The organism is Halalkaliarchaeum desulfuricum, from assembly GCF_002952775.1.
Classification (GTDB): Archaea; Halobacteriota; Halobacteria; order Halobacteriales; family Haloferacaceae; genus Halalkaliarchaeum; species Halalkaliarchaeum desulfuricum.
Map to the genome: position 1 here is coordinate 2,358,049 of NZ_CP025066.1, position 20,860 is coordinate 2,378,908.

Consider the following 20,860-nt stretch of genomic DNA (forward strand, 5'->3'; position numbering starts at 1 on the left):
TTTTTCGATCAGTCGAGGAGAACGGCGTTGATCTGTCCGGTCTGTCCGGGGCGGGAGGTGACCCGGGCGCGTCCTTCGCTGGTCTGGATGATCGCGCCCTTGGTGATGATGTTCCGGCGCACGTAGTTCACGTTGGACGGGTTTTCGACCACGTCCTCGATATCGGCGGAAACCGTCTCGCCGTCCGGCGTGGCGACCTGCACGACGTTCGCCGACAGCGCACGGACCTTCATCCCGGTGCCCCGGGAATCGATGTACTGGAGGCGCTGTTCGCCGACGGTCGTTTCGGCGGGTTCGCGGCCGAGTTGGTAGCGCTTCTTCTTCCGGAACGGCTTGAGTCGTCCGCCCGTTCGTTTCCGCTTCGAGCGTCCTTGATCCTTCATATCCCCGTGAACGGCGAGCGGCTACTTGAACCTCTCGAAGCGGAACCGACGGCGACCTCGATCACTGGAGGTACGACGGTTCCTCTGCGTCGCAGGTCTTCTCGTGTTTTTCCGCGTCCGCACGCTCGTCGAACAGCAGGCCACACTCCTCGCATTGATACCACGTCATGTCGTCGCGCTGTGTGGTGGTGACCATCACTTAACAGTTCGGCGTCGGGGGCCAAAACAATTCGCCCTATCGACCGGGAATCGAGGTGTCCGTCACTCCTCGGGGAAGCCCCTAACGATCTCGACGCCGGAGGAGGCGCCGATCCGGCCGGCTCCGGCCTCGATCATCTCCACCGCTCGATCGTAGCTGCCGATCCCGCCGCTCGCCTTCACCGGGAGATACTCCGACAGCAGTTCGACGTCCGCGAGTGTGGCGCCACCCTCGGCGAACCCCGTCGCTGTTTTTACCATGGCCGCGTCGGCGTCCCGAACTGCCTCGGCGGCGCGGTGTTTCTCAGCGTCGGTGAGCAACGGCGCCTCGATTATCACCTTGACGGGGATCGGCACGGCAGCCACCACCTCGGCGACGTCGGTTTCGACTGCCTCGAGGTCCCCGGATTTCAGGCGGCCGACGTTCGCCACGAGATCGATCTCTTCGGCGCCGTCCTGCCAGGCGCGAACGGCCTCCTCCCGTTTCACGTCGGTCGCGTGGTGGCCGTGCGGGAAACCGACAACCGTCGCGAGCGTCACCGACGGTGAAGCCTCCGTGGCCTCCGAAACGTAACACGGGGGAACGCAGGCGTTCATTCCGTACTCTTCTGCCTCCGAGAGAACACGATCGACGTCGTCGACGGTGGTCGTCGGGCCCACTACCGTGTGATCGATCTTCGAGGCGAACTCCGTTCGGTCCATACGCGTTGCATCGACGCGGCGGTTGAAAGGCGTATGGATTCCTCGGGAAGCGAGTCGCTCTCCGTCGGGTATCGTCGCGTCATCGACATCCGCGAGTTCCCCCGATAACACAGCCTTAAGTCCGGTTCATCCCGTTCCGTCGGCATAGCAACTCGTTTCCGCTCGTTCGAGGCGCTGACGGACGGGTTCGCGACGGCAAGTTTCGACAGGTCGCCTGCGTTCGTCCCAAACGCCCACGTGACGGGGCTTGGAGTCGGCGACGGCGGCGACGGTGGGAGGGAGCGGTGGATCTCCATGGCCGACTACCTGCAGTTGCTTTCGGAAGCGTTCGAATCCAGGACGGAACTGACGACCGGGGTCTTCCGACCCTCCGATCCGGATCCCGCGAGACAACTGCTTGCGACGACGTTCGGTACCCGGGAGTACTACTGCTCCTGTCGAGGCTCCTGCGGCCGAGCCGACGGTTCTGTCTTCCAACAATCATCATTCGAGAACGCAACGCTTTCCCGGCGACCCCTCCGTCTCACGGGTATGCAGCCGTTCGCGGTAGTCGCGCTCGCCTCCGACGTTCGTCCGAGCCAGCTTCTGCTCCCGGAGGGATTCGGACTCCCCCCGCTGCCGTACCTGGTTATATTGCTTTTTGCGATCGGGGCGGTCGGCTACGGACTGTACGTTCGACGGCCGACTGTCGATGCGTGGGTCGTGGTCGGGTTTGCGCCGTGGATGGCCGTCGGGTCGGCGCTGCACGTGCTGTACGTCCTCGGCGCCCTCCCGCCGGCCATTGGGCCGCTTGCCGGCACGCCCTCCGTGTATCTCTCTGTCGGCGCGATAGCCGGAGGGTTCTGGCTCGTTGGCGTCGAACTCGTCCGTTCGGGGGCTTCGATCGGTGACAGTGACGTGACAGCTCCGGTCGTGGTGGGTGTCTCCGGGACCGCCGTCCTCGTCGCGGCCGTCGGCGCCGTTCTCGCCGTCGGGGCTGCGGCCGGAACCTTACAGCCGCTCTGGCCGACGATCGCTGCGCTTCTCACGCTGCCGGTGACGGCGTTCGCCTGGATCGTGCTGGTGCGGATTGCCCCCGGCGCGAGCCGGTCCGGCGCCGTGGGCGTGTTCGTGGTGTTCGGGCACGCGCTCGACGGCATCTCGACGGCGATCGGCGTCGACGTGCTCGGATTCGGCGAGCGAACGCCGCTGTCGCAGTTGATCCTCGACGTCGGTGCAGCGCTACCGACGGCGTCGGCCATCGGCTCCGGCTGGCTGTTCGTACTCGTCAAACTGACCGTTGCAGGATTGGTCGTCGCCCTGTTCGACGATTTTATCGAGGAGTCACCCGCGGAGGCGTATCTCCTGCTCGGTCTCGTCGCTGCCGTCGGGCTGGGACCGGGAGTACACAACCTCCTGCTTTTCGCCGTCGCAGGCGGCTGATCGTTCGGCGTTGCAGGCGGCTGATCCGGTTGTGATTCGCGGGACTCGGACTCTCAGGTTCCGTCTTCGAGAACGCGTTCGTCCCGCAGGGCCCGGAGCACGTCCTGTCTGGCGACGATTCCGACAAGTTTGCCGTCCTCGTCGACGACGGGCAGCCGGTTGATGTCCCGCTGATCGTCGGCGAGGAGGTCGATTATCTCCAGTAGCTCGGTATCCGGATCGATCGTTATTACCTCGCCTGTCATCACCGTCGATACCGGCTTGTCCGCGTTCCGGAGGAGATCTACGCCGAGATCGACTTCGTCCCAGGAAACGTCGACTGCGTACGTCAGGGTGTCGACGAACGGGGGAAAGCCCACGGGGATCCACAGGGTCCGATCCTTCGTCTGAAAGAGGCTCACCAGGTCGGTCTGCGTGACGATCCCCACGACGACCCCGTCGTCGTCGACGACGGGGAACCCGTTGAAATTCGCTTTCGCCAGCCGGCCGAGCACGTCGGCCACGTCGTCGTCCGGCGAAACCGTCTCCACGTCGGTCGTCATCAGATCCCGAGCGCGCATACTCGACGGGACGTGCGGCGGGGACGTAGACCTTCCGGGAGGCAAACCGCTTTGTGGTTCCCGCCGGCATCGACGTGTATGCAACCCGACTGTGCGCAACTCGATACGTTTCTCTCGGATGAAGACGCGGATCTCTATCTCATCGAGGCCGACAGTGACGACGCAAATCAGCTGTATCTCTCCGGTTTCGACGCGTCCGATCCGTTCGAGACGGCGTACGCCGCCGAGACGGGTGAAACACAGCTTTTGGTCTCCGGACTCGAATACGGCCGAGCCAAAAAGGAGTCTCGTGCCGACCAGGTGTACCGACACGCCGACTTCGGGTTCGAGTACGGGGATCGGGAGGAACGGTACGACATGTACGCCTCGTTTCTCTCCCGAGTCGCCGACGTCGAGGCGACGGATCTCACAGTGGCGGTGCCGTCGTCGTTCCCGCTCGGCTCGGCCGAGCAGCTCCGCGAACGCGGCGTCGAACTCGTCGTCGACGCGGACGGCACGATCGACGGGATGCGGGCCGTCAAAACCGACGAGGAGATCGACAACGTTCAGGACGCCCAGCGGGCCAACGAGGCGGCGATGCGGGCCGCGGAAGCGCTGATCGATGCGGCCGCAGTCGACGAGGACGGGACGCTGGTTTCGAACGGCGAGCCGCTCACGAGCGAACGCGTCCGTTCCGAAATCGAGATAACGCTGCTGCGTCACGGCTGTTCGCTCGACGAGACGATCGTCGCCTGCGGGAGCCAGGCCGCCGATCCACACGATCGCGGTTCCGGCCCGCTTTCGGCCGGGGAGCCGATCATTGTCGACATATTCCCGAAGTCGAAGGCGACGGGATATCACTCGGACATGACGCGCACGTTCTCGAAGGGTGGCCCCTCCGAGACGATCCGGGAGTGGTACGACCTCACCCGGGAGGCGCTCGAGGCCGCACTGGCGGCGGTCGAACCCGGCGCAACCGGCGCTGACGTCCACGACGCAGCCTGTGAGGTGTACGAGGCCGCAGGCGAGCCCACGCTCCGTTCGGAACCCGAGACTGAAACCGGATTCATCCACTCGACGGGCCACGGCGTCGGGCTCGACGTCCACGAGTCCCCGTCGCTGTCGCCCAGCGGGGGCGAACTCGAGGCCGGCCACGTGATCACGGTCGAACCCGGACTGTACGACCCCGCACACGGGGGCGTCCGGATCGAGGACATCGTCGTCGTCACCGAGGACGGCTACGAGAACATCACAGACTATCCGATCGAACTCGTCGTCGAGTGAACAGCCCTCGACAGCGCCGGGGGGTCGAGACACCGACAACTCGGACCGGTTTCGCAAACCGCTTCTACTGGGGCACCCAAGGCCGCCTGTGCGCTGGCGATACGGCTACACCGTTCTCGCGTTATGTACGCTCGCGTTCGCAGCCACGATGGTCGCCAGACTCGCGATCAGTCCGGTCGTCCCGATCGTCCGGGCGGATCTCGGCCTGTCGAACACGCTGGTGGGAGTGGCGCTGTCGGGGATGTGGGCTGCATACGCGCTCTCGCAGTTTCCAAGCGGCGTGTTCGGCGACAAGTTCGGGGAGCGCCGGGTCATCCTGGCGGCCGTCGGGTTGACTGCGCTCGCCAGCCTCCTTTTGGCGCTGTCGCCCAATGCGATCGCGTTTACCCTGTTCGCGATCGTCCTCGGCGCCGGTGCTGGGCTCCATTACTCGGTCGCGACGACGTTCATCACGAAGCAGTTCGACGACATCGGTCGCGTGATCGGCGTCCACGTCTCCGGCGGTCCAGTGGCGGGGCTTCTGGCTCCACCGGTCGCCGCTGCCCTGGGTGCCCAGTACGGCTGGCGCGTGGCGCTGCTTTTGGGTGCCGCGGTTGCGATCCCTGTGTTCGTCGTGTTCTGGTGGCGAATCGACCCCTCGCCGCCGGAACGTCCCGCACAGCCGGTGCGCGAACGGTTCGAACTCGATCCCGTCCTCGAACTGCTCCGTCGCCCGGAGATCGCGTACACAACGCTGCTTGCGGTGCTGGGCGCGTTCACCTGGCAGGCGACTGCCTCCTTTCTCCCGGCGTTCTTCGAGGGGTACCACGGCCTGTCGCCGGCGATGGCGAGCCTCTTTTTCTCGGCGTACTTCCTGGTCCATGGCGCCACGCAACCGCTTACCGGTGCCCTCTCGGACCGTTTCGATCGCGACACGGCCGCAACGCTCACCATGGCGCTCGGCGTGCTCGGGTTTTCGCTGCTCGTCGTGAGCGATTCGGCGGCCACCTGGACGGGCGCAGTGTTGCTCGTCGGCGTCGCGATGTCGTGGGGGGCGCCGGTCCAGTCGCGGTTCATGGACCATCTGAGCCGGGAGGAACGCGGTGCGGGGTTCGGGCTGGTCCGAACCGTCTACATGATTCTCGGAGCCTCCGGGTCGGTCGTCGTCGGACTGCTTGCGGACCTGGCCGGCTGGAACGTCGCCTTCGGGCTGCTTGCGGGCGTGATGGCCGTCGGCCTCCTCGCGTTGCTTGCAAACCGGATACTCACGCTCGGCCTGTGACGAGTTGTCGACGTATCGGATCGTCACCTCACCGGCAGACGGTGTCACCGATTTCGTAGGTCAGGAGAACACCGTCGTCGAGCCGCTTGACGTCCACGAGTTCGAGTTCGGGGAACGTCTCGGTGAACCCTTTACCGTCGGCGAGCGTCGGCGCCTCGCGGCCGCCGATCACGAACGAGCCGACGTAAAGCGACAGTTCGTCCACCAGTCCGTCGTCGAAAAGCGAGAAGATCAGTTCGCCGCCACCCTCGACCATCAACCGGTCGACGCCCGCCGCCGACAGCGCATCGAACGCCGACGGAAGGTCGACCCGGCCGTCATCGCTTCCCGCTTCCAGTACAGTCGCGCCCACCTGTCGGAGGCCCTCGAGTCGCTCTTCGGGAGCGTCCGTGCCTGTCAGGACGTAGACGGACGCGTCCCCGTCGAACAGCTCCGCGTCCGGCGGCGTTCGGGCCCGGGAATCGACGACGACCCGTGCGGGGTGGGCCGGACGCCCGTTCTGGAGCCGAGTGACTCGCCGCTGTTCCTCCTTGACGCCGAGGTTCGGATCGTCCGCGAGCACCGTCCCGACTCCCACCGCAATCGCGTCGGCGGCAGCCCGCAGTCGATCCACGCGGTCGAAGTCTTCCGGCCCGGAGATCCGCAACTGTTCGCGACAGCGCGTCGAGAGCTTCCCGTCGACGCTTGTTGCCGCGTTGACGACGACGTCCATACCGGTTCCTGGCGAGGTTCCCTTGAAAAGGCGACGGAACCGTCGGAACCTGTGGGGTTCATAACGTATCGATCGACCTGCACGAGGCACCGCATCGATCCCCTGTCGGCTGCCATTTTTTGTAATCTCCCCCGGTAGTGTTGCATGTGAAAGAAACGTTGCGAACCGCCCTGTGGAACAGTCGCGAGCGTCGCGCCCGAGCGCCCTGGCGGCTTCTCGCGGCGGGCGTCGCGTACGTCCTCGTCACGTTGGTCCTCAGTCTCGCGGTGTTCGCGGTCGCGGCCTCCGCCGGAATCGATCCGACCGCCTTCGGCGAGTTCACGCTCCTCGTCGTCGGGTCGCTGCTTTCGGTCCCCGCGACGGGTGTGACCCTGTGGATGGTCGCCAGATACGTCGACCGTCGTTTTCTCACCGATTACGGGCTTCGAGTCGATCGCGAATGGTGGCTCGATTTCGGGTTCGGACTCGGACTCGGTGCGGTACTCCAGTCCGGGATCGCGCTCGTCGGCCTCCTTGCCGGCTGGTACACCGTCGAAGCGCTGTTCGTGGCCGACGGATCCTTCCTCGTCGGATTGGCCCTCGCCGGCGTGCTGTTCCTTTCGGTTGGGATCGTGGAGGAATTGCTCGCGCGGGGGTGGCTGCTCACCAACCTGGCGGAAGGGCTCGGCCGGTTCGGAACGCGGACTGCGGTCGGACTCGCCGTGTTTGTGTCTTCGTCGCTGTTCGGTATCGCTCACCTCGCGAACCCGGGCGCCTCGGCGGTGTCGGCGGTGGTCATCTCGCTTGCGGGCGTCTTTCTCGCGCTGGGATACGTGCTCACAGGCGAACTGGGAATCCCGATCGGCGTCCACGTCACCTGGAACTTCTTTCAGGGGCCGGTGTTCGGACTCGGCGTGAGCGGTATCCAGCTGCCCGTTGCACTGGTCGCGCTCGAACCGGCCGGTCCCGGGTGGGCGACCGGCGGCGGATTCGGTCCGGAAGCCGGACTGCTCGGACTCCTCGCTGTCGTAGTCGGAACCGTGGCCACGATCTCGTGGGTCCGCCGTCGACACGGGACGGCAGAGATACACCGGCTGATTGTCGAACCGCAACTCCGGCACGAGACGGAAGCGTGATCGTCGCTGCCGGAGCGACGTTGCGTGATCGTCGCTGCCGGAGCGTCGGTGCCCGATTGTCGTTTCCGGAATGTCCCGGGCCGCGAGGCCCCGTCAATGTCGGCTTTGAACTGTTCGACGGTTCCCCCGTCGAGTTCGAAGTCCGGATGCGCAGCCTCGACGTGTTTGGCAGCCTGTTCCATTACACGATCGAACGCGTTGGTTTTAAGTGACCTCACTCATCCCAGAACTTCCGGAACTGCGAGGGGAGAAACTCCGGTTTCATTCTGACGAATTCCCGGCGTTCCGACTCCGGGAAGTAGTCGTGGACCGAGTGGATCGCCCCGGGAACGTAGCGCTTGCCGACGACGATCCGGACCCCCCGTTCGTCGGGGCCGCGAATCACCCGGCCGAGCGCCTGTCGCACCTGTCGGACAGCCGGTATGGCGAGTGCGTACTCGAAGGCGTTCCCCTCGCCGAACCGGGAGCCGTAGGCGCGCTCGACTGCCTGCACCCGCGGGGAACCGATGTTAACGAGCGGGACCCCGAAGACGGCACAGACGTGGAGGTCGTCCCCCTCGTAGTCGACCCCTTCCGTGAGCGTCCCGCGCGTGCTCGTGACCAGCACCGACGGATCGCCGGCAACGAACTCCCGTTTCAGCTCGCGTGTCTCCTCGTGATTCGTGGACTGGTCCAGCAACACCGGCTTTTCGATCTCCGCTTCGAGACGGGCTGCGGCCCACGCCGCCTCCGTGTAGTTGGGCCAGCAGAGCATCACGTTTCCGTGACTCTCTGCGATCAGGCGGGCGACGTAGGCGTACCGCTCCCGGGTCGCGTTCCGGTTGTCGATTCGAGGGTCGCCGCGGTTGCGCTTCGTGAACGGTTCGACATCGACGATCCAACTCGCGCGATTGACCTCGGGAAACGGCAGCTCGTACGTCCGCGAGGACACCGACCGGGGCGGATCACCGTCGCGTTCGAGCGCCTCGAGCCCCGAGACCTCCTCGAAGATCGAAAGCGGTGCCAGGGTCGCGCTCATCAACACGCCGCCGCCGAACTCCTCGAAGACGCCCTTGATCCTGTCGGACGGCATGCAGTTGTACATGACCAGCGAGGCGTTGTACTCCCGCTGCCACGGTTTCTCCACGCTGCGACGGTCGAGGTCGGATCGCTCGAGTTCGATTTCCCTGAAGTACTCCGTGTGGTCCCGCTCCCACCACTGTCCGAAGAGGGCGCCGACTGCGGTACAGACGGGTTCCCGACCCACACCCGACGCCTCCAGCGCGTCCTCGACTGCGGCGCCGACTGCACTCAGCCGACGGAAGTCGTCGCCGTCGTAACCGTTCGTCTCTGCCCACCGCGTGAACTCGTCCGGTTCGGGTTCGGCAGGATCCCGAAGTTCGATTTCGAGGCTGTCGTCGGGAGGCGACTCCCAGGCGAATCCCGAGGCGTAGCCGTCGAACCGGTCCCGGAACTCCTCGTCGACTCGCCGTTCGAGCCACCCCAGGACGTCGCCGTAAAACTCCCTGGCGCCGTCGACGTGTTCGAGTTCGACGTCGTTGTATGCGAGGTGTTCCTCGATCGTTTCGGCGCCGCGTCCCGTCTGTCGGACGCGTTCCAGCAATACGCCGAGGTCTCTTTGGGCCTGTTTGATCGTCGAGTAACCGATCGTGTCGGTGAGCAGCCCCCGAACGCGATCCTCCAGTCGATGGGCCTCGTCGAGGATCACCAGCGTTCGTTCGTCGAGCACGGGATCGACAATCGCCCTGCTCGCCGAATCGAACAGGTGGTTGTAGTTCCCGATCACGACGTCTGCGTGGTGGACGAGCACCATCATCGCCCGGTGGGGACAGACGCCGGCGCCGACCGAGTCCGGGAGAAACTCCTCGGTGGTGACGACCCCACAGTCTCCCGACTCGAACGTCACCGGGGACCCCTTGTCGCGGGCGTACCAGTCCGCCTCGAACGGGCAGTAGAGCCGTCCGTCACCGGAGTCGACGAGTTCCGGGGGTGTTGTGGGTTGTGTCGACGGGTACGGCGCCGATCGGCCGGCCGTCCGCAACGGGGCACCGCCTCCTTCGGGGTCCACCTGTGCGGCGTCGACGAGCGCCCTCGCTTTCGCCGGATCCCACCACCGTTCTTCGTCGGCCGATCTCGGGGAATCGGTTCCCTCTCGGGAGGGAGTGTATCGCTGAGTCACTTCGAGATTGCTGTCCTCGGAGACGAGTTCGGCGGTCGTCTCCCGAAGCGATTCACAGCGCTCCTGGACGCTTTTGCCCTCCGGAAACGAGCCTTCACGGCCGTACGGGCAGAGGTCCCGCTTTCCGACGAGAGCAACCCCGTCGAGGGGGTCCTCGAGGGTTTCGTTCACCGTTCGGAGGTCCTCGACGAACTGACGACGCTGCTGTTTCACCGGCGTGGCGACGATCGCGTTCTCGTAGTGATCCGTTTCCCGGATCAGATATCCCGCAGCAGTGAGCGCAGCCATCGTCTTCCCGGTTCCACAGGGTCCCTCCATGGCGAGAAACCCCGACTCTTCGGCGGCCGAAACGATCGCGTCGATCGCGTCCGCCTGGTTGACGTACGGGGACTCGAAGCCGAAGTACTGCGACCACTCTGGTGAGGAACGCTCGGACGGAGACTGGGAACGATCGGACACGGACTATCGATGGATGCACACGGAGGGACAAAACCGTTGTCAACTTCCGTCCGGCCCGATCCGGTCAGCGGTTCCAGCTCGATATGTCAGCCGTCCCGGTCCGTGATGTCTGCTTCGGGTTCGACTGCCGAGACGGCATTAGCCGGATCAACGACGGTGGCGCTTCCGTTCCGTTCAGCGGTCGAAAACAGCAGTTCCCTCGTTTCGTCCGACGACAGCGAACCGTCGGCGGATTTCAGCAACGCGGCTGTACCTGCAACGTACGGCGCCGCAGCGGAGGTTCCGACCACTTCGCCCCCGGCAGTTTCGACGGTACCCGGACCGGCGATCATCGAGTCGTGTCGGGAGCTGTCTGCCCGCAACAGTTCGTCGTGGGTTGTTGCGCCGACTGCGAGAACGGAACCGGTCGAGGCAGGTTCGAGGACGCTGTCGTGGGGCTCGGTGTGTGCCAACGGCTGGTGGAGCGAAAACAGCCGGAGCTGTTCGGGCGGGGCGACCTCCTCGGGGGTGCGTACTGCCGCGTAGTACGATCCCTCCGGAACCGTCGCGTCGATTCCCGCCGCACCGTCGGTTTCGCTGGCGCTGGCTACGACAACATCGCGGGCGTCAGGTCGGTGTTTGAACAGGTACAACTCGAAGGGATGATCCGACTCCCAGTAGAGACGCAGCGAGACTGGCCCGTCGATGGTTCCTTCGCCGATCTCGTTTGCTTCCGTCGTTCGGTCGAACGGGATCCACCCCGAACCCTCGACAGTACCGGCCCAATGTTTGTTGCCGTAGTTCCCCGCGGAAGTGACGAACAGGACGTCCTGCTGGGAGGTGTACTCGGCAGCCCAGCCGAACACGGCAGCGGTCCCCCTGTCGGTTGGGGCATAGCTTCCCGCATCGAGGATCACGTCGACTTCTTCGTCGACGAGCCAGGCGATCGCACTTCTGTAGGTGTGACTTTCGGGGCCGTCGCCGAGTTCCGCGAGGTAAAGTTCTGCGTCGGGTGCCGAACCGGCGACGACACTTGCGACCTGTGCGCCGTGATCGGTCGTGGAATCTCCGACCGGTTGTGCTCCCGAATCGTGGAGCCGCTCCCGTTCGGCGACGCCCTCTCCCAGGTTGCCGTAGGAGCCGAACGAGGAACCGACGATCCCGATCTTGACCCCCTCGCCCGTTACGCCCCGATCGTGGAGTGCCCGCAGGTCCTCGTCGGGGGGATCGGCGGCAGCCAGTCCGATCGCGTCCGTTCCGTCGACGGCGTCGGTGCGAGTGTACTCTGCGGGCGGAACTGCAAGCACCGCGGTCAGTACGATCGCCGAAAAAATCACCACTCGAGCGGTCGCCCCGAGGGTTCGTCCGTCCGAACGATCGCCACGATGGCCATCTGACACGGTGGATCACCTCCAGGCGCGAAACGCCAGCAAGACGACGAGGACGACGAGCCCGCCCGCGAAGAAGGCGACTCCCGGCGGGAGGAATCCGAACACGGGCTCGACGGCCGTCACGCTGTCGCCGACCCGTGGAAGGGACTCGGGTGTGGTATCGTCGAGCACGGCGGTCGCGAACCACCATTGCACGAGGACGCTACCGACGAGCAGGGCGATCACGGCTCCAGCAAGATCCTCGATCGAATCGAGCAGGCTCGTCGAGTCTCCAACGCAGACGACCAGCGCGTCGTCGCTGGGGGCGTACACTTTCATTTCGCGTCCCTTGCTCGAGTAGCGGGTGTCGGCAACGTACACGAGATCCGCCTCCTGGAGGTTCGAGAGGTGGTGTTTTGCATTTTGAAGGGACGTGTCAGCCCGATCGGCCAGTTCGGAAGCGGTGGCCGGCTCCTCGTGAAGCGACGTGAACAGCTGCCGGGCCGTCTCCGAACTGAGCGAGCCGAGAAGCCGATCCGTGTCGGCGTCCTCGAGTTGGACGACCCGGAGTCCCCGCTCCTCGTCGAGCAGCTCCGGGTCGGAGTCCGTCGGCAACAGCCCGGACATATCTCACGCTATGCCCGGGAAAACAAAATAGTTCTGTTACATGTCGACATGGGTCAGGAAAGAAATCTGCCGTTTTGAAACGCATACGACAACAGAATATTCAACCACAAATGCATAGTAATCACAATTATACAAAACACTCACTCTTATACTTCTGGGAGCCATATTCGCGTTTATGAGTGATACGGACGGAGGAACCGACGACGAACTCGAAGAGATTCGGGAACGAAAACGCCGGAAGCTCCGCGAGAAGCTGGAAGACGGAACACCCGGTGAAAGTGCCTCGGGCGGTGCAAGCAGCGTCGAGTCGGTTGGAACGGACCACACGGAGAGTTCGGCTCCACCGGACGAGCCGATCGAACTGGAAACACCCGATCGGTTCGACGTCGTGGTCTCCAAGTACGACACCGTCCTCGTCGACTTCCACGCCGAATGGTGCGGTCCATGCAAGATGATGGAGCCTGCAGTGAAATCCGTCGCGCGCGAAACTGACGCGGCGGTGCTCAAGGTAGACATCGACAGACATCAGGGGCTTGCAAGCAAGTTCGGTGTTCGAAGCGTCCCGACCCTCGTGTTGTTCCGCGGCGGGGAACCCGCACAGCGCGTGATGGGTGCCCAGTCCGAGGCGGCGCTCAAACGACTGGTCTCCGGGTAAGAAACCGCTTTCCCCCGGGGTGGAACTGGTTTTGCGTCTGGAAAGACCGCAGTTATAATTTTCTGGACGGTGAGGGGTCAAGTATGATCACGAGCCGTCGGATGGCAGCCGTCGACGCGAACGCCGAGGCGCTTGGAGTTCCGCGAAAACAGTTGATGGAGTCGAGTGGGAACGCGATCGCTCGAGTCGTTCGGGGGCTCGTCGACCCGGGTGCATCGGTGGCGCTCGTGTGTGGTCGGGGCAATAACGGGGGAGACGCTTTGGTCGCTGCACGCTTTCTCCAGGAGTACGAAACGGCGGTCCACTTGCTCGGTCGTCCGGAAACGATCACTACCCAGATCGCCCGGGAGAACTGGGGGGCGCTTGTTGCGTCCGAACTCGAAGCGGCAGTAGTCCAGGATAGCAGGGCGTTCGAGCCGGGTGACCCGGATCTCGTGGTGGACGCGATCCTCGGGACCGGCGTCACAGGTGCCCTGCGAGAACCGGAACGGAGCGTGGTCGAACTCCTGGGCGATCTCGAAGCACCGGTACTCTCGGTGGACGTGCCGACGGGGATCGACCCGGACACCGGGGACAGGCTCGGCGGGACGGACGGCGTCGCAATCGACGCCGACCACGTCGTCACGTTCCACGATCGGAAACCGGGACTGGGGTCCCTCGACGCCGAGGTGACGGTCGCCGACATCGGGATTCCCCGGGCGGCCGAACTGTTCACCGGTCCGGGAGATCTGCTGCAGCTCGACCGCCGACCGGACTCGCATAAAGGCGAGAACGGCGAAGTTCTCGTCGTGGGCGGCGGTCCCTACACTGGCGCGCCGACCCTTGCGGCCGCGGCTGCGCTCCGGGCTGGCGCGGATCTGGTTCGCGTTGCCTGCCCCGAGGTCGTCGCCCGCGAGGTGCAGGCGTTCTCGCCGGATCTCATCGTTCGTCCGTTCCCGGGCGAAACGCTGGCGTCCCCCCACGTGGATCGGATCCTGGAACTCGCCGCCGCTCACGACGCTGTCGTGTTCGGGCCCGGGCTCGGGGACACCGAGGCGGCGCTCGATGCGGTTCGGGAGTTCCTCGAACAATTCGAGGGGAACGCAGTAATCGACGCCGACGCGCTCAGGGTCGTCCCTGCTGTCGATACTGACGCGACCCTGGTGTGTACTCCCCACCAGGGTGAGCTGCGCGCAATGGGTGGGCCGTCGGCGGAGGACTGGGAGTCCCGGGCAGATCTCGCCGCCGACTACGCGGCGGAACTCGACCACATATTGCTGGTAAAAGGCAAATACGACGTCGTTACCGACGGAGAATCTGTTCGGGTGAACCGAACCGGAAATCCGGGCATGACCGTCGGCGGTACAGGGGACGTCCTCGCTGGTGCCGTCGGGGCGTTGCTCGCGGTCCTTCCACCGTTCGAAGCAGCCGCGGTCGGTGCGTTTGCCAACGGCAGGGCGGGCGACATCGCTCACGACGACATGGGGAACGGCCTGGTCGCGACGGACTTAATCGATCGGCTCCCGGAGGCACTACGTACGGATGAGTGAGGATCTGACCCACACCGACGAGGAGGGGAACGTGCAGATGGTTGACGTCGGGGACAAGCCCGACACCGCGCGGCGGGCGGTCGCCCGCGGCGAGATCCAGCTGCAGCCGTCGACGATCCAGTCGGTCCGAGACGACGACATCGGCAAAGGAAACGTCCTCGCGACTGCACGCGTGGGTGCAGTGCAGGCTGTCAAACACACCTGGGAAACGATCCCGATGTGCCACCAGATCCCGATTACCAACGTCGAAACCGACTTCGATCTCCGGGAAGACCGGATCACCCTGGAGGTCGCCGTCGAAACCACCGGGAAGACGGGCTGCGAGATGGAGGCGCTCGAAGGCGTGACGTCCGGGCTGAACGTGATCTGGGACATGGTGAAGGCAGCCGAGAAAGACGAGGACGGACAGTATCCGGAGACGTCGATCGGCGAGGTTCGAGTGGTAACAAAGCGGAAACGATCCCTCCAGTAGCTGCTCGCATTCGGGCGCGTTCGTGTCGGCTACGGAGCCGACCCCTCTCGATGGAAGGCCCCCGAAAAACGGGACGCTAGCGCAACGACAGCACCGGTCGCTCGGCGTCCCGGATGATCCGCCTCGTCGTGCTCCCGAGCAGCCGGTCGGGAACTCCCTCGCGCCCTCGCGTCCCGACGGCGATCAGGCCTGCGTCGACGCCGTCTGCGTATTCGCACAGTTCAGACGCCGGCGCGCCTCGGAGAACCTGACCCGTGGCTGGGACGTTTACCTCCTGTGCGCTCGAGGTGATCTCTTCGATCACCGTTTCTCCACCCTCCCGGAGGAGACCCACGATACTCCGTGGCGCGTCCTCCAGGTCGTACACGGTCGAATCGATCACGTAAACCGCGTGCAACGTCGCACCGAATCGTTCGCCGATTGCCAGTGCGTGGTCGGCGGCACGCTCGGCCGCGTCGCTTCCATCGGTCGCCACGACGATGTCCGCGAGTGGCTCCGGCAACGACAGTCGGAGGTCCTCGACGTCGGGAACCGATACGACGGGAACGTCCGCGAGTGTCACGACCCGCTCGGCCGTGCTGCCGAGGCGCCGATCGCCCGCCCCTCGAGTTCCCAGCACACAGAGGTCGATGTCCCGATCGTCGGCGTGGGCGAGGATCTCTTCGTACGGCTTTCCGTGCCGAATCTCCCGGTCGATATCGAGATCCGTCTCCCGTTTTTGGATGTCGGCGGTCACACGCCTGCCGGCTTTCTCCGAGCGATCCAGAAGAGTTCGTCCCTCCTCTGGATCGATCAATCGATCGATCGACGTGTCGACGACGTACAGGAGATCGACAGCCGCGTCTGTCGCCCTGGCGACCGAGAGACCGTATTCGACAGCGCGGGCGGCACCAGTGCTTCCGTCAACGGGGATCAGCAGCCGGTCGTACATGGTTGAACCATCACAGAGCGGGATCAAGTACTCTTTCCCCAACCAGGATCGAATCGTCGGGTTCCACCGCCACGTCCTGTATCCCAACGCATGTCGGTCTGAACCATACACTTCCGGGCCCGACCACTGACGACGGTGTACGGATCGCGCTGAAGATTTAATATAGCGGTATACAGTTTATCGAGGGGCGGTTTCTCCGAGTAACGAGTAGACATGTGTCACGTATGTATCACGAACCTGGTCGCCCCAGTTGTGGGTGTACGTGTCGATGATGTCGCTGGCGACGTCACCGCGGAGGTATTTCACGATACCACGGTCGCCTGTCCGGTCGCGGAGGTGAGTGGTGAAGAAGTGCCGGAAATAGTGGGGCGTCACGTTTTCGGCGGAGCCACCGCCGGTGTGATACCACCCCCGTTCCCGGGCGTGCTGTTCGACGATGTGCCTGACTGCAGCGGGATTCAGCCGTGTTCCCCAGTCTTCGCTCGTGGAAACGAACAGGGGTTGAGCCTCCGATCTGGTGTCGGGGCGGACTGCGAGCCACCGGAGCAGGACCTTCCCCAGTTCTGCGTCGACCGGAATGATCGTCTCCCGCATTCGCTTGTTCGACGCGGATCTGACCTCGCCGTTGTACGATTCCCCGACGGTCGGTTCCGTGGGGACGTAGATCGAATCCGGGTGGCCCGAAAGCTGTGCTCTGGGGGAAACGCCGTACTCCTCGACGACCTGGGTGTTGGAAAGCCACAGATCACGCAGGTCGAGATTGCACAGTTCGCCGACCCGCATGCCGGTTTTCAAGAGCGTGACGACGACGGCGCGATGCAACGGGTGATCGATGTCCGCGAGGAACGCGCGCATCTCCGGGACCGAGATTTCCCGTCGCTGAGGGTCTTTCTCGACGGTTTCGTCCATCTCCTCTGCGACCAGTGTCATCGGATTGGCGTCGAACGCCCCGACCTGGGTCATGTAGGCGTAAAACCGGTGGAGATACGCTGCATACGTCGCCACGGTGCTTTCGCTCACCGAACCACGTAGCGTGTAAACGTACGCCATACAGTCGCGATACGTCGCCTCACCCGGATCGACGCCTCGACCACGGGGATTGCGATCGGAATCGGCGAGAAACGCCTCGAAATCCCGGAGGACGCGCTCGTAGGCGTCCCGCGTCCGTTCGGTCTTGCCGTGAAAGGTAAGGTCTTCGAGGAAATACGCAATCGGGTCGTCCGGATCAGCCTCGGTGGAATCGACGCTCATGGGTCAGCGCGCCCCTCCCTCGTCGGTAAGGGTGTACCCTCCGTCGCGTCCGCTGTATTTGACCTGATTGCGATCTTGCAGTGCAGACAGGGCCTCGTCCATCCGATCTTCGAGATCCACCGCGAGTTCCTCGCGGAGTTCGTCCCAGTCCAGGGTACCCTCGGATTCCAGAAGGTCGTGTATCCGGCTTTCGAGGACGTTTCCCCCGGGGTTTGTGGTGTCAGGACCGCCTTCCTCGGACTTCTCCGCGAGATCGAACCCGCGACGGCCCGCCTGCACCATCGTTCGCAGGAACTCGCTTTGGCTCATCCCCAACTGGTCTGCGTGTTCCCGCCACCGCTTTTTTTGATACGCCGGCACGTAGGTCTTGACGGCGACGCGTTTGTCCTCGCTGCTCATACATTTCCGGTCTGACGGACGCCCCTTCAATTTATCCCTACACTTCGGGATAAGGGCACTTACCCGGAGTTCTAGGACTACCATGGGGTGCCGAATGTGCTAGTAATCCCGAATTATAGCACTATTTCGGATTTGGATATGCCTATCATTCGGGATAAGAACATTAGCACCGAGTTTCCGTATTGAGTTGCTCTCTATACAACATAAATTACACTGTTGTGTCGCATTGATTAGGTTAATATTAGTATTGTGTCGTATTGTCTCGGACAAATTTGACCAGCAGCTTCTGTTGTTCAATGACGTCAGAATCACCGTCCCACCGAGCCCGAACGGTGGATCTCGTTCGACTGGTTCACCTCCCTCCACCATCCAACACGTTCCAGTACCGTCATCCCTCTCGTCGAACTCGCCTGACGAGCGCTTCGACCCGCTTTTCTTCGACTGGATTGCGGGGATTACCGTCGGACTTGAACGCGGAACCGACGATCGCGCCATCAGCGACATCGAGATATCGTTCGACGTTGTCGACGGTTACCCCGCTTCCCACGAACACAGGGGGATTCCGGGACGTTTTGGCGACTGCATCCCGGACGTTGGACACCTGTTCGGGATCAGCCCGCGTCCCCGTCGACGATCCGGAAACGAGCACGCCGTCTGCCAATCCCCGTTCGACGACGTCTTCGACGGCCACCAGCGGATCGTACTCCGGCGAGATGGGCTGTGAGTGTTTGACATCGACGTCCGCCAGTACGGCGATTTCCGGATCGATCCGCTCCCTTAGGCGGATCGTCTCGTGGGCACGCCCCTGCAGGTCACCCTGGTCGGTGATCCGGGCACCGGCGTGGACGTTCGCCCTGACGAACTGCCCCCCGATGGCGCCGGCGACCGCGACGGCTGCGGGGACGTCGTTTCGCAAGACGTTGATCCCCACGGGCACGTCCACAACTCCCTGGAGTTCGGTCGCGATCCGCGTCATCGACGCGACGGTGTGTTTCGGCACCTCATCGGGATAAAACGGCGCGTCGCCGAAGTTTTCCACCAGAACGGCGTCGACCCCTCCCCGTTCGAGCGCGTCGGCGTCGGCTGTTGCTCGTTTTACGGCGTCATCGATTCCCGTACTGTCGGGAGCACCGGGCAGGGGCGGCAGATGGACCATTCCGATCACGAGAAACTCACTCGGATTTCGCACGTTCATACAGAGGTGGGAACGTCCGACCCCAAAGGGGTGCCGACACTCGAAAACCCTCCAGCACTCCCAAGTTTTAAACTCTATATCGCTATATAGAATGGTTGAGCATAACTACTACTGCAGTCGACCCGTGGGTTCTCACATGGTCGAGGTCAGAGCGCTGGCTACCGATGCCGTGATCGTACTGGACGGGGAGGTGCTTCTCCTGGAACGAAATCATCCGCCGTTCGAAGGACACTGGGTACTCCCGGGCGGGCTCGTCGAACCCGACGAGACTGCGATGGAGGCCTGTGTTCGGGAAGTCAAGGAGGAAGTCGGGATCGACGTGACAGTCGAGGAATTCGTCGGCCTCTATGACGATCCAAATCGGGACGAACGGGGAAACGTCAGCGCAGCCTATCGCTGTTCTCCGGTAGGTGACGCGACGCCGGAACCTCGGGAGGAAGCACGCAGGGTGGAGATGTTCGATCCTGCGGAGTTGCCCGAACTCGGCTTCGACCACGAACACATCGTTCGCGACGCGCTCGACGAATAGTTCGGTGAAAGATCCCGTGAGCTGAGGCAACACCGAAAACGTTTCACCCTGCCACCCGGAGGAAACCTCATGAGCGGTGACGGGAACGATTCGCTGGACTGCGACGACGTGAACGTTCGGATACGGGGGGTTTATACGACGGCCCTGACACAGTTGTTTCTCGATTCGGGGTTCGACGTGGTCGGCGTCTCGGGAGCCATCGATCGGCGATTCGACGAGAAGTTTCCCGCTGCGGGCCACGACGTCGCGGTGGAAACGACTGACGATCGACAGGGCGTCGGCGTCGAGGGTGATCCGGAAGCCGTCCCGGCCGTCCGAGACTCGCTCGTCAACGCGCTGGGTAGGGACACGTTCGCGTGGCCGGATCCGACTCCTCGGGGGTCGGTCTTTCGCGGTCGAGTCACCGAAACCCTCGGCGGTGGCGCAGTCGTCGATCTGACGGTCGGATCCGCCGGCGAGGGCGACGCCGACACCGGCGGGCCGATGACGACCGACCACCTGGCGAGTGAGGGGTATTTGCCGTTCGACAACGCCGACGAACACGTCTCCGTTGGCGACGAATTGCGGGTACAGGTTACGTCGTCGTCACCTCCCTGGGCGAACCGCCGTCCGGAACTGGACACCACGATCCGGGCGTACGGCGGGGTCGCCGTTCTCGAACGGGGGCGGGAGGGAACGACAGTCGACACGTACGACGATCGGGCCGCCAGAGAACTGGCCGGGATGACCGACCTGCTCGGACTCGAGCCGCCGGACGGATGGGGGCTAAAGTGGACCCACGCGGCGACAGACCTGGAAATGAACGCCCTGAGCTCCGGGCTCGAGATCGCCATCGAACGGGCCGACGCGCTCGAGCAGACACTCTCGGGAGCGGGCGAAACGAATCAGACAGGCTCGGCCCGTCCGGAGGCGCTCGCATCGCCCGGGGCCGGAACCTGGCTGTGGTTCGGCCGGGAGTCGCGATTCGCGCTCGATGCCCGCCGCCGGGACGTCACGACGACGATGCCAGGCCACCACCGCATCAAGGCCGGGGCCGAACCAGCCGGATCCGGCGTCGACTTCGTCGAAGCCCTCTGTGAGCCGGACGGCGACGACGAGTTCCCCTTCGAAACAGTCACCGCCCAGTTCGGCCCTCACGAGGACGAGGAGATCCGAATCGAACACGGAAAGCCGGACGGACGGCTCATCACGCTCGGCGCCGGCACCGTGACCGAACTCGAGCCGGACGGGACCCTCACCGTCGAGCGACCCATGACCGGCCGAGGGAGCTACGACGGACTCGGGGTCGCACGCGAGGAGGGCGACGTGGCGGTGACGAAGTTTCGCGAGGGCCGATGGTGGTATCCGACGACCTACCGCGACGAGTCCGGGACGCCGAAAGGAACGTACGTCAACGTCTGTACCCCGGTCGAAATCTTTCCCGAGACGATCCGCTATGTCGACCTCCACGTCGACGTCGTGAGACACGGCGACGGAACCGTCGAACGGGTCGACGACGACGAACTCGACGCGGCCGAGGCGGCCGGCAACGTCCCGGCCGATCTGGCCCAGAAGGCACGCGCGGTGGCGAGTGCCCTCGAAAACGCGCTGTGAGATCGGACCCAGCTTATCCGCCCCTGTCAGCCCCCTCGGCGATGTTCTTTATAGGCGATACGCCAAATTAGCGGCC

22 protein-coding genes are annotated in these 20,860 nt (G+C 64.1%); 10 read left to right on the plus strand and 12 right to left on the minus strand.

The features are described from left to right. Positions 1-8: 8 nt before the first annotated feature. The 3 genes from AArcSl_RS11800 to deoC form a co-directional block, all read right to left on the minus strand. Entirely contained in the window at positions 9-383 is a 375-nt protein-coding gene (locus AArcSl_RS11800; protein WP_119819396.1) for a 30S ribosomal protein S8e, read from the minus strand. Positions 384-444: 61 nt separating this feature from the next. After that, the gene (locus AArcSl_RS17630; protein WP_281259882.1) at positions 445-579 is read right to left on the minus strand and encodes a DUF7128 family protein; all 135 of its coding nucleotides are present in this window, start codon (positions 577-579) and stop codon (positions 445-447) included. A gap of 65 nt (positions 580-644) precedes the next feature. After that, on the minus strand, positions 645-1,283 hold the full coding sequence (gene deoC / locus AArcSl_RS11805) for a deoxyribose-phosphate aldolase (RefSeq protein ID WP_119819399.1): 639 nt from the start codon (positions 1,281-1,283) through the stop codon (positions 645-647). Positions 1,284-1,814: 531 nt separating this feature from the next. On the opposite strand from deoC, the gene AArcSl_RS11810 reads away from it, so the two are divergent. After that, positions 1,815-2,705, plus strand: coding sequence for a DUF63 family protein (locus tag AArcSl_RS11810; RefSeq protein ID WP_119821961.1), 891 nt, complete (start codon positions 1,815-1,817; stop codon positions 2,703-2,705). 53 nt (positions 2,706-2,758) lie between these two features. Here AArcSl_RS11810 and AArcSl_RS11815 read toward each other — a convergent pair whose 3' ends face one another. Further along, on the minus strand, positions 2,759-3,265 hold the full coding sequence (locus AArcSl_RS11815; protein WP_119819402.1) for a CBS domain-containing protein: 507 nt from the start codon (positions 3,263-3,265) through the stop codon (positions 2,759-2,761). Between the two features lie 78 nt (positions 3,266-3,343). Here AArcSl_RS11815 and AArcSl_RS11820 point away from each other — a divergent pair, with 78 nt between their 5' ends. Both AArcSl_RS11820 and AArcSl_RS11825 read left to right on the plus strand, forming a co-directional pair. Beyond that, positions 3,344-4,528 carry a M24 family metallopeptidase gene (locus AArcSl_RS11820; protein ID WP_119819406.1) on the plus strand — a complete coding sequence of 395 codons (1,185 nt, stop codon included), beginning with the start codon at positions 3,344-3,346 and terminating at the stop codon, positions 4,526-4,528. An 88-nt stretch (positions 4,529-4,616) separates the two neighbouring features. Beyond that, positions 4,617-5,789: an MFS transporter gene (locus tag AArcSl_RS11825; protein WP_119819409.1), complete on the plus strand. Its 1,173-nt coding sequence runs from the start codon at positions 4,617-4,619 to the stop codon at positions 5,787-5,789. Between the two features lie 28 nt (positions 5,790-5,817). Here AArcSl_RS11825 and AArcSl_RS11830 read toward each other — a convergent pair whose 3' ends face one another. After that, positions 5,818-6,501 carry a 2,5-diamino-6-(ribosylamino)-4(3H)-pyrimidinone 5'-phosphate reductase gene (locus tag AArcSl_RS11830; protein WP_119819412.1) on the minus strand — a complete coding sequence of 228 codons (684 nt, stop codon included), beginning with the start codon at positions 6,499-6,501 and terminating at the stop codon, positions 5,818-5,820. 146 nt (positions 6,502-6,647) lie between these two features. On the opposite strand from AArcSl_RS11830, the gene AArcSl_RS11835 reads away from it, so the two are divergent. Next, positions 6,648-7,616, plus strand: coding sequence for a CPBP family intramembrane glutamic endopeptidase (locus AArcSl_RS11835; RefSeq protein ID WP_119819415.1), 969 nt, complete (start codon positions 6,648-6,650; stop codon positions 7,614-7,616). Beyond that, entirely contained in the window at positions 7,613-7,828 is a 216-nt protein-coding gene (locus AArcSl_RS11840; RefSeq protein WP_119819418.1) for a hypothetical protein, read from the plus strand. Before AArcSl_RS11835 ends, AArcSl_RS11840 begins: the two co-directional genes overlap by 4 nt. 2 nt (positions 7,829-7,830) lie before the next feature. On the opposite strand, the gene AArcSl_RS11845 is transcribed toward AArcSl_RS11840, so the two are convergent. From AArcSl_RS11845 to AArcSl_RS11855, 3 genes are all read right to left on the minus strand, one after another. Beyond that, a complete protein-coding gene (locus AArcSl_RS11845) occupies positions 7,831-10,254 on the minus strand; it encodes an ATP-dependent DNA helicase (RefSeq protein WP_119819421.1) in 2,424 nt (807 codons plus the stop codon). Between the two features lie 86 nt (positions 10,255-10,340). Further along, a complete protein-coding gene (locus AArcSl_RS11850) occupies positions 10,341-11,633 on the minus strand; it encodes a S8 family serine peptidase (RefSeq protein ID WP_119819424.1) in 1,293 nt (430 codons plus the stop codon). A gap of 6 nt (positions 11,634-11,639) precedes the next feature. Continuing rightward, complete coding sequence (locus AArcSl_RS11855; protein ID WP_119819426.1) at positions 11,640-12,230, minus strand: ArsR/SmtB family transcription factor; 591 nt, start codon at positions 12,228-12,230, stop codon at positions 11,640-11,642. 175 nt (positions 12,231-12,405) lie between these two features. Here AArcSl_RS11855 and trxA point away from each other — a divergent pair, with 175 nt between their 5' ends. The 3 genes from trxA (at position 12,406) to moaC (ending at position 14,886) form a co-directional block, all read left to right on the plus strand. Continuing rightward, the gene (gene trxA, locus AArcSl_RS11860) at positions 12,406-12,885 is read left to right on the plus strand and encodes a thioredoxin (protein WP_119819429.1); all 480 of its coding nucleotides are present in this window, start codon (positions 12,406-12,408) and stop codon (positions 12,883-12,885) included. Positions 12,886-12,968: 83 nt separating this feature from the next. Further along, positions 12,969-14,414 carry an NAD(P)H-hydrate dehydratase gene (locus AArcSl_RS11865; protein ID WP_119819432.1) on the plus strand — a complete coding sequence of 482 codons (1,446 nt, stop codon included), beginning with the start codon at positions 12,969-12,971 and terminating at the stop codon, positions 14,412-14,414. After that, a complete protein-coding gene (gene moaC / locus AArcSl_RS11870) occupies positions 14,407-14,886 on the plus strand; it encodes a cyclic pyranopterin monophosphate synthase MoaC (RefSeq protein ID WP_119819435.1) in 480 nt (159 codons plus the stop codon). The genes AArcSl_RS11865 and moaC overlap by 8 nt, the downstream gene beginning before the upstream one ends. 76 nt (positions 14,887-14,962) lie before the next feature. Here the strand turns inward: moaC and AArcSl_RS11875 are convergent, their stop codons facing one another. From AArcSl_RS11875 to AArcSl_RS11890, 4 genes are all read right to left on the minus strand, one after another. Next, positions 14,963-15,817, minus strand: a complete 855-nt coding sequence (locus AArcSl_RS11875; RefSeq protein WP_119819438.1) for a universal stress protein — start codon at positions 15,815-15,817, stop codon at positions 14,963-14,965. A 177-nt stretch (positions 15,818-15,994) separates the two neighbouring features. Beyond that, positions 15,995-17,068 (minus strand): tyrosine-type recombinase/integrase, encoded by a 1,074-nt coding sequence (locus AArcSl_RS11880; protein WP_119819441.1) that lies wholly within the window; start codon positions 17,066-17,068, stop codon positions 15,995-15,997. Positions 17,069-17,071: 3 nt separating this feature from the next. Beyond that, positions 17,072-17,467 (minus strand): DUF5805 domain-containing protein, encoded by a 396-nt coding sequence (locus AArcSl_RS11885; RefSeq protein WP_119819444.1) that lies wholly within the window; start codon positions 17,465-17,467, stop codon positions 17,072-17,074. Between the two features lie 388 nt (positions 17,468-17,855). Continuing rightward, on the minus strand, positions 17,856-18,662 hold the full coding sequence (locus AArcSl_RS11890; protein ID WP_119819447.1) for a BtpA/SgcQ family protein: 807 nt from the start codon (positions 18,660-18,662) through the stop codon (positions 17,856-17,858). A gap of 136 nt (positions 18,663-18,798) precedes the next feature. Between AArcSl_RS11890 and AArcSl_RS11895 the strand changes: the two genes are divergently transcribed. Beyond that, a complete protein-coding gene (locus AArcSl_RS11895; RefSeq protein WP_119819450.1) occupies positions 18,799-19,191 on the plus strand; it encodes an NUDIX domain-containing protein in 393 nt (130 codons plus the stop codon). A gap of 108 nt (positions 19,192-19,299) precedes the next feature. Next, the gene (locus AArcSl_RS11900; protein ID WP_119821963.1) at positions 19,300-20,784 is read left to right on the plus strand and encodes a DUF402 domain-containing protein; all 1,485 of its coding nucleotides are present in this window, start codon (positions 19,300-19,302) and stop codon (positions 20,782-20,784) included. Positions 20,785-20,860: the final 76 nt, after the last annotated feature.

Coding starts and splice junctions, on each gene's coding strand:
- AArcSl_RS11800 (WP_119819396.1), bottom strand. CDS start 383: ATGAAGGATCAAGGACGCTCGAAGCGGAAACGAACGGGCGGACGACTC.
- AArcSl_RS17630 (WP_281259882.1), bottom strand. CDS start 579: ATGGTCACCACCACACAGCGCGACGACATGACGTGGTATCAATGCGAG.
- deoC (WP_119819399.1), bottom strand. CDS start 1,283: ATGGACCGAACGGAGTTCGCCTCGAAGATCGATCACACGGTAGTGGGC.
- AArcSl_RS11810 (WP_119821961.1), top strand. CDS start 1,815: ATGCAGCCGTTCGCGGTAGTCGCGCTCGCCTCCGACGTTCGTCCGAGC.
- AArcSl_RS11815 (WP_119819402.1), bottom strand. CDS start 3,265: ATGCGCGCTCGGGATCTGATGACGACCGACGTGGAGACGGTTTCGCCG.
- AArcSl_RS11820 (WP_119819406.1), top strand. CDS start 3,344: ATGCAACCCGACTGTGCGCAACTCGATACGTTTCTCTCGGATGAAGAC.
- AArcSl_RS11830 (WP_119819412.1), bottom strand. CDS start 6,501: ATGGACGTCGTCGTCAACGCGGCAACAAGCGTCGACGGGAAGCTCTCG.
- AArcSl_RS11855 (WP_119819426.1), bottom strand. CDS start 12,230: ATGTCCGGGCTGTTGCCGACGGACTCCGACCCGGAGCTGCTCGACGAG.
- trxA (WP_119819429.1), top strand. CDS start 12,406: ATGAGTGATACGGACGGAGGAACCGACGACGAACTCGAAGAGATTCGG.
- AArcSl_RS11865 (WP_119819432.1), top strand. CDS start 12,969: ATGATCACGAGCCGTCGGATGGCAGCCGTCGACGCGAACGCCGAGGCG.
- moaC (WP_119819435.1), top strand. CDS start 14,407: ATGAGTGAGGATCTGACCCACACCGACGAGGAGGGGAACGTGCAGATG.
- AArcSl_RS11875 (WP_119819438.1), bottom strand. CDS start 15,817: ATGTACGACCGGCTGCTGATCCCCGTTGACGGAAGCACTGGTGCCGCC.
- AArcSl_RS11880 (WP_119819441.1), bottom strand. CDS start 17,068: ATGAGCGTCGATTCCACCGAGGCTGATCCGGACGACCCGATTGCGTAT.
- AArcSl_RS11885 (WP_119819444.1), bottom strand. CDS start 17,467: ATGAGCAGCGAGGACAAACGCGTCGCCGTCAAGACCTACGTGCCGGCG.
- AArcSl_RS11890 (WP_119819447.1), bottom strand. CDS start 18,662: ATGAACGTGCGAAATCCGAGTGAGTTTCTCGTGATCGGAATGGTCCAT.
- AArcSl_RS11895 (WP_119819450.1), top strand. CDS start 18,799: ATGGTCGAGGTCAGAGCGCTGGCTACCGATGCCGTGATCGTACTGGAC.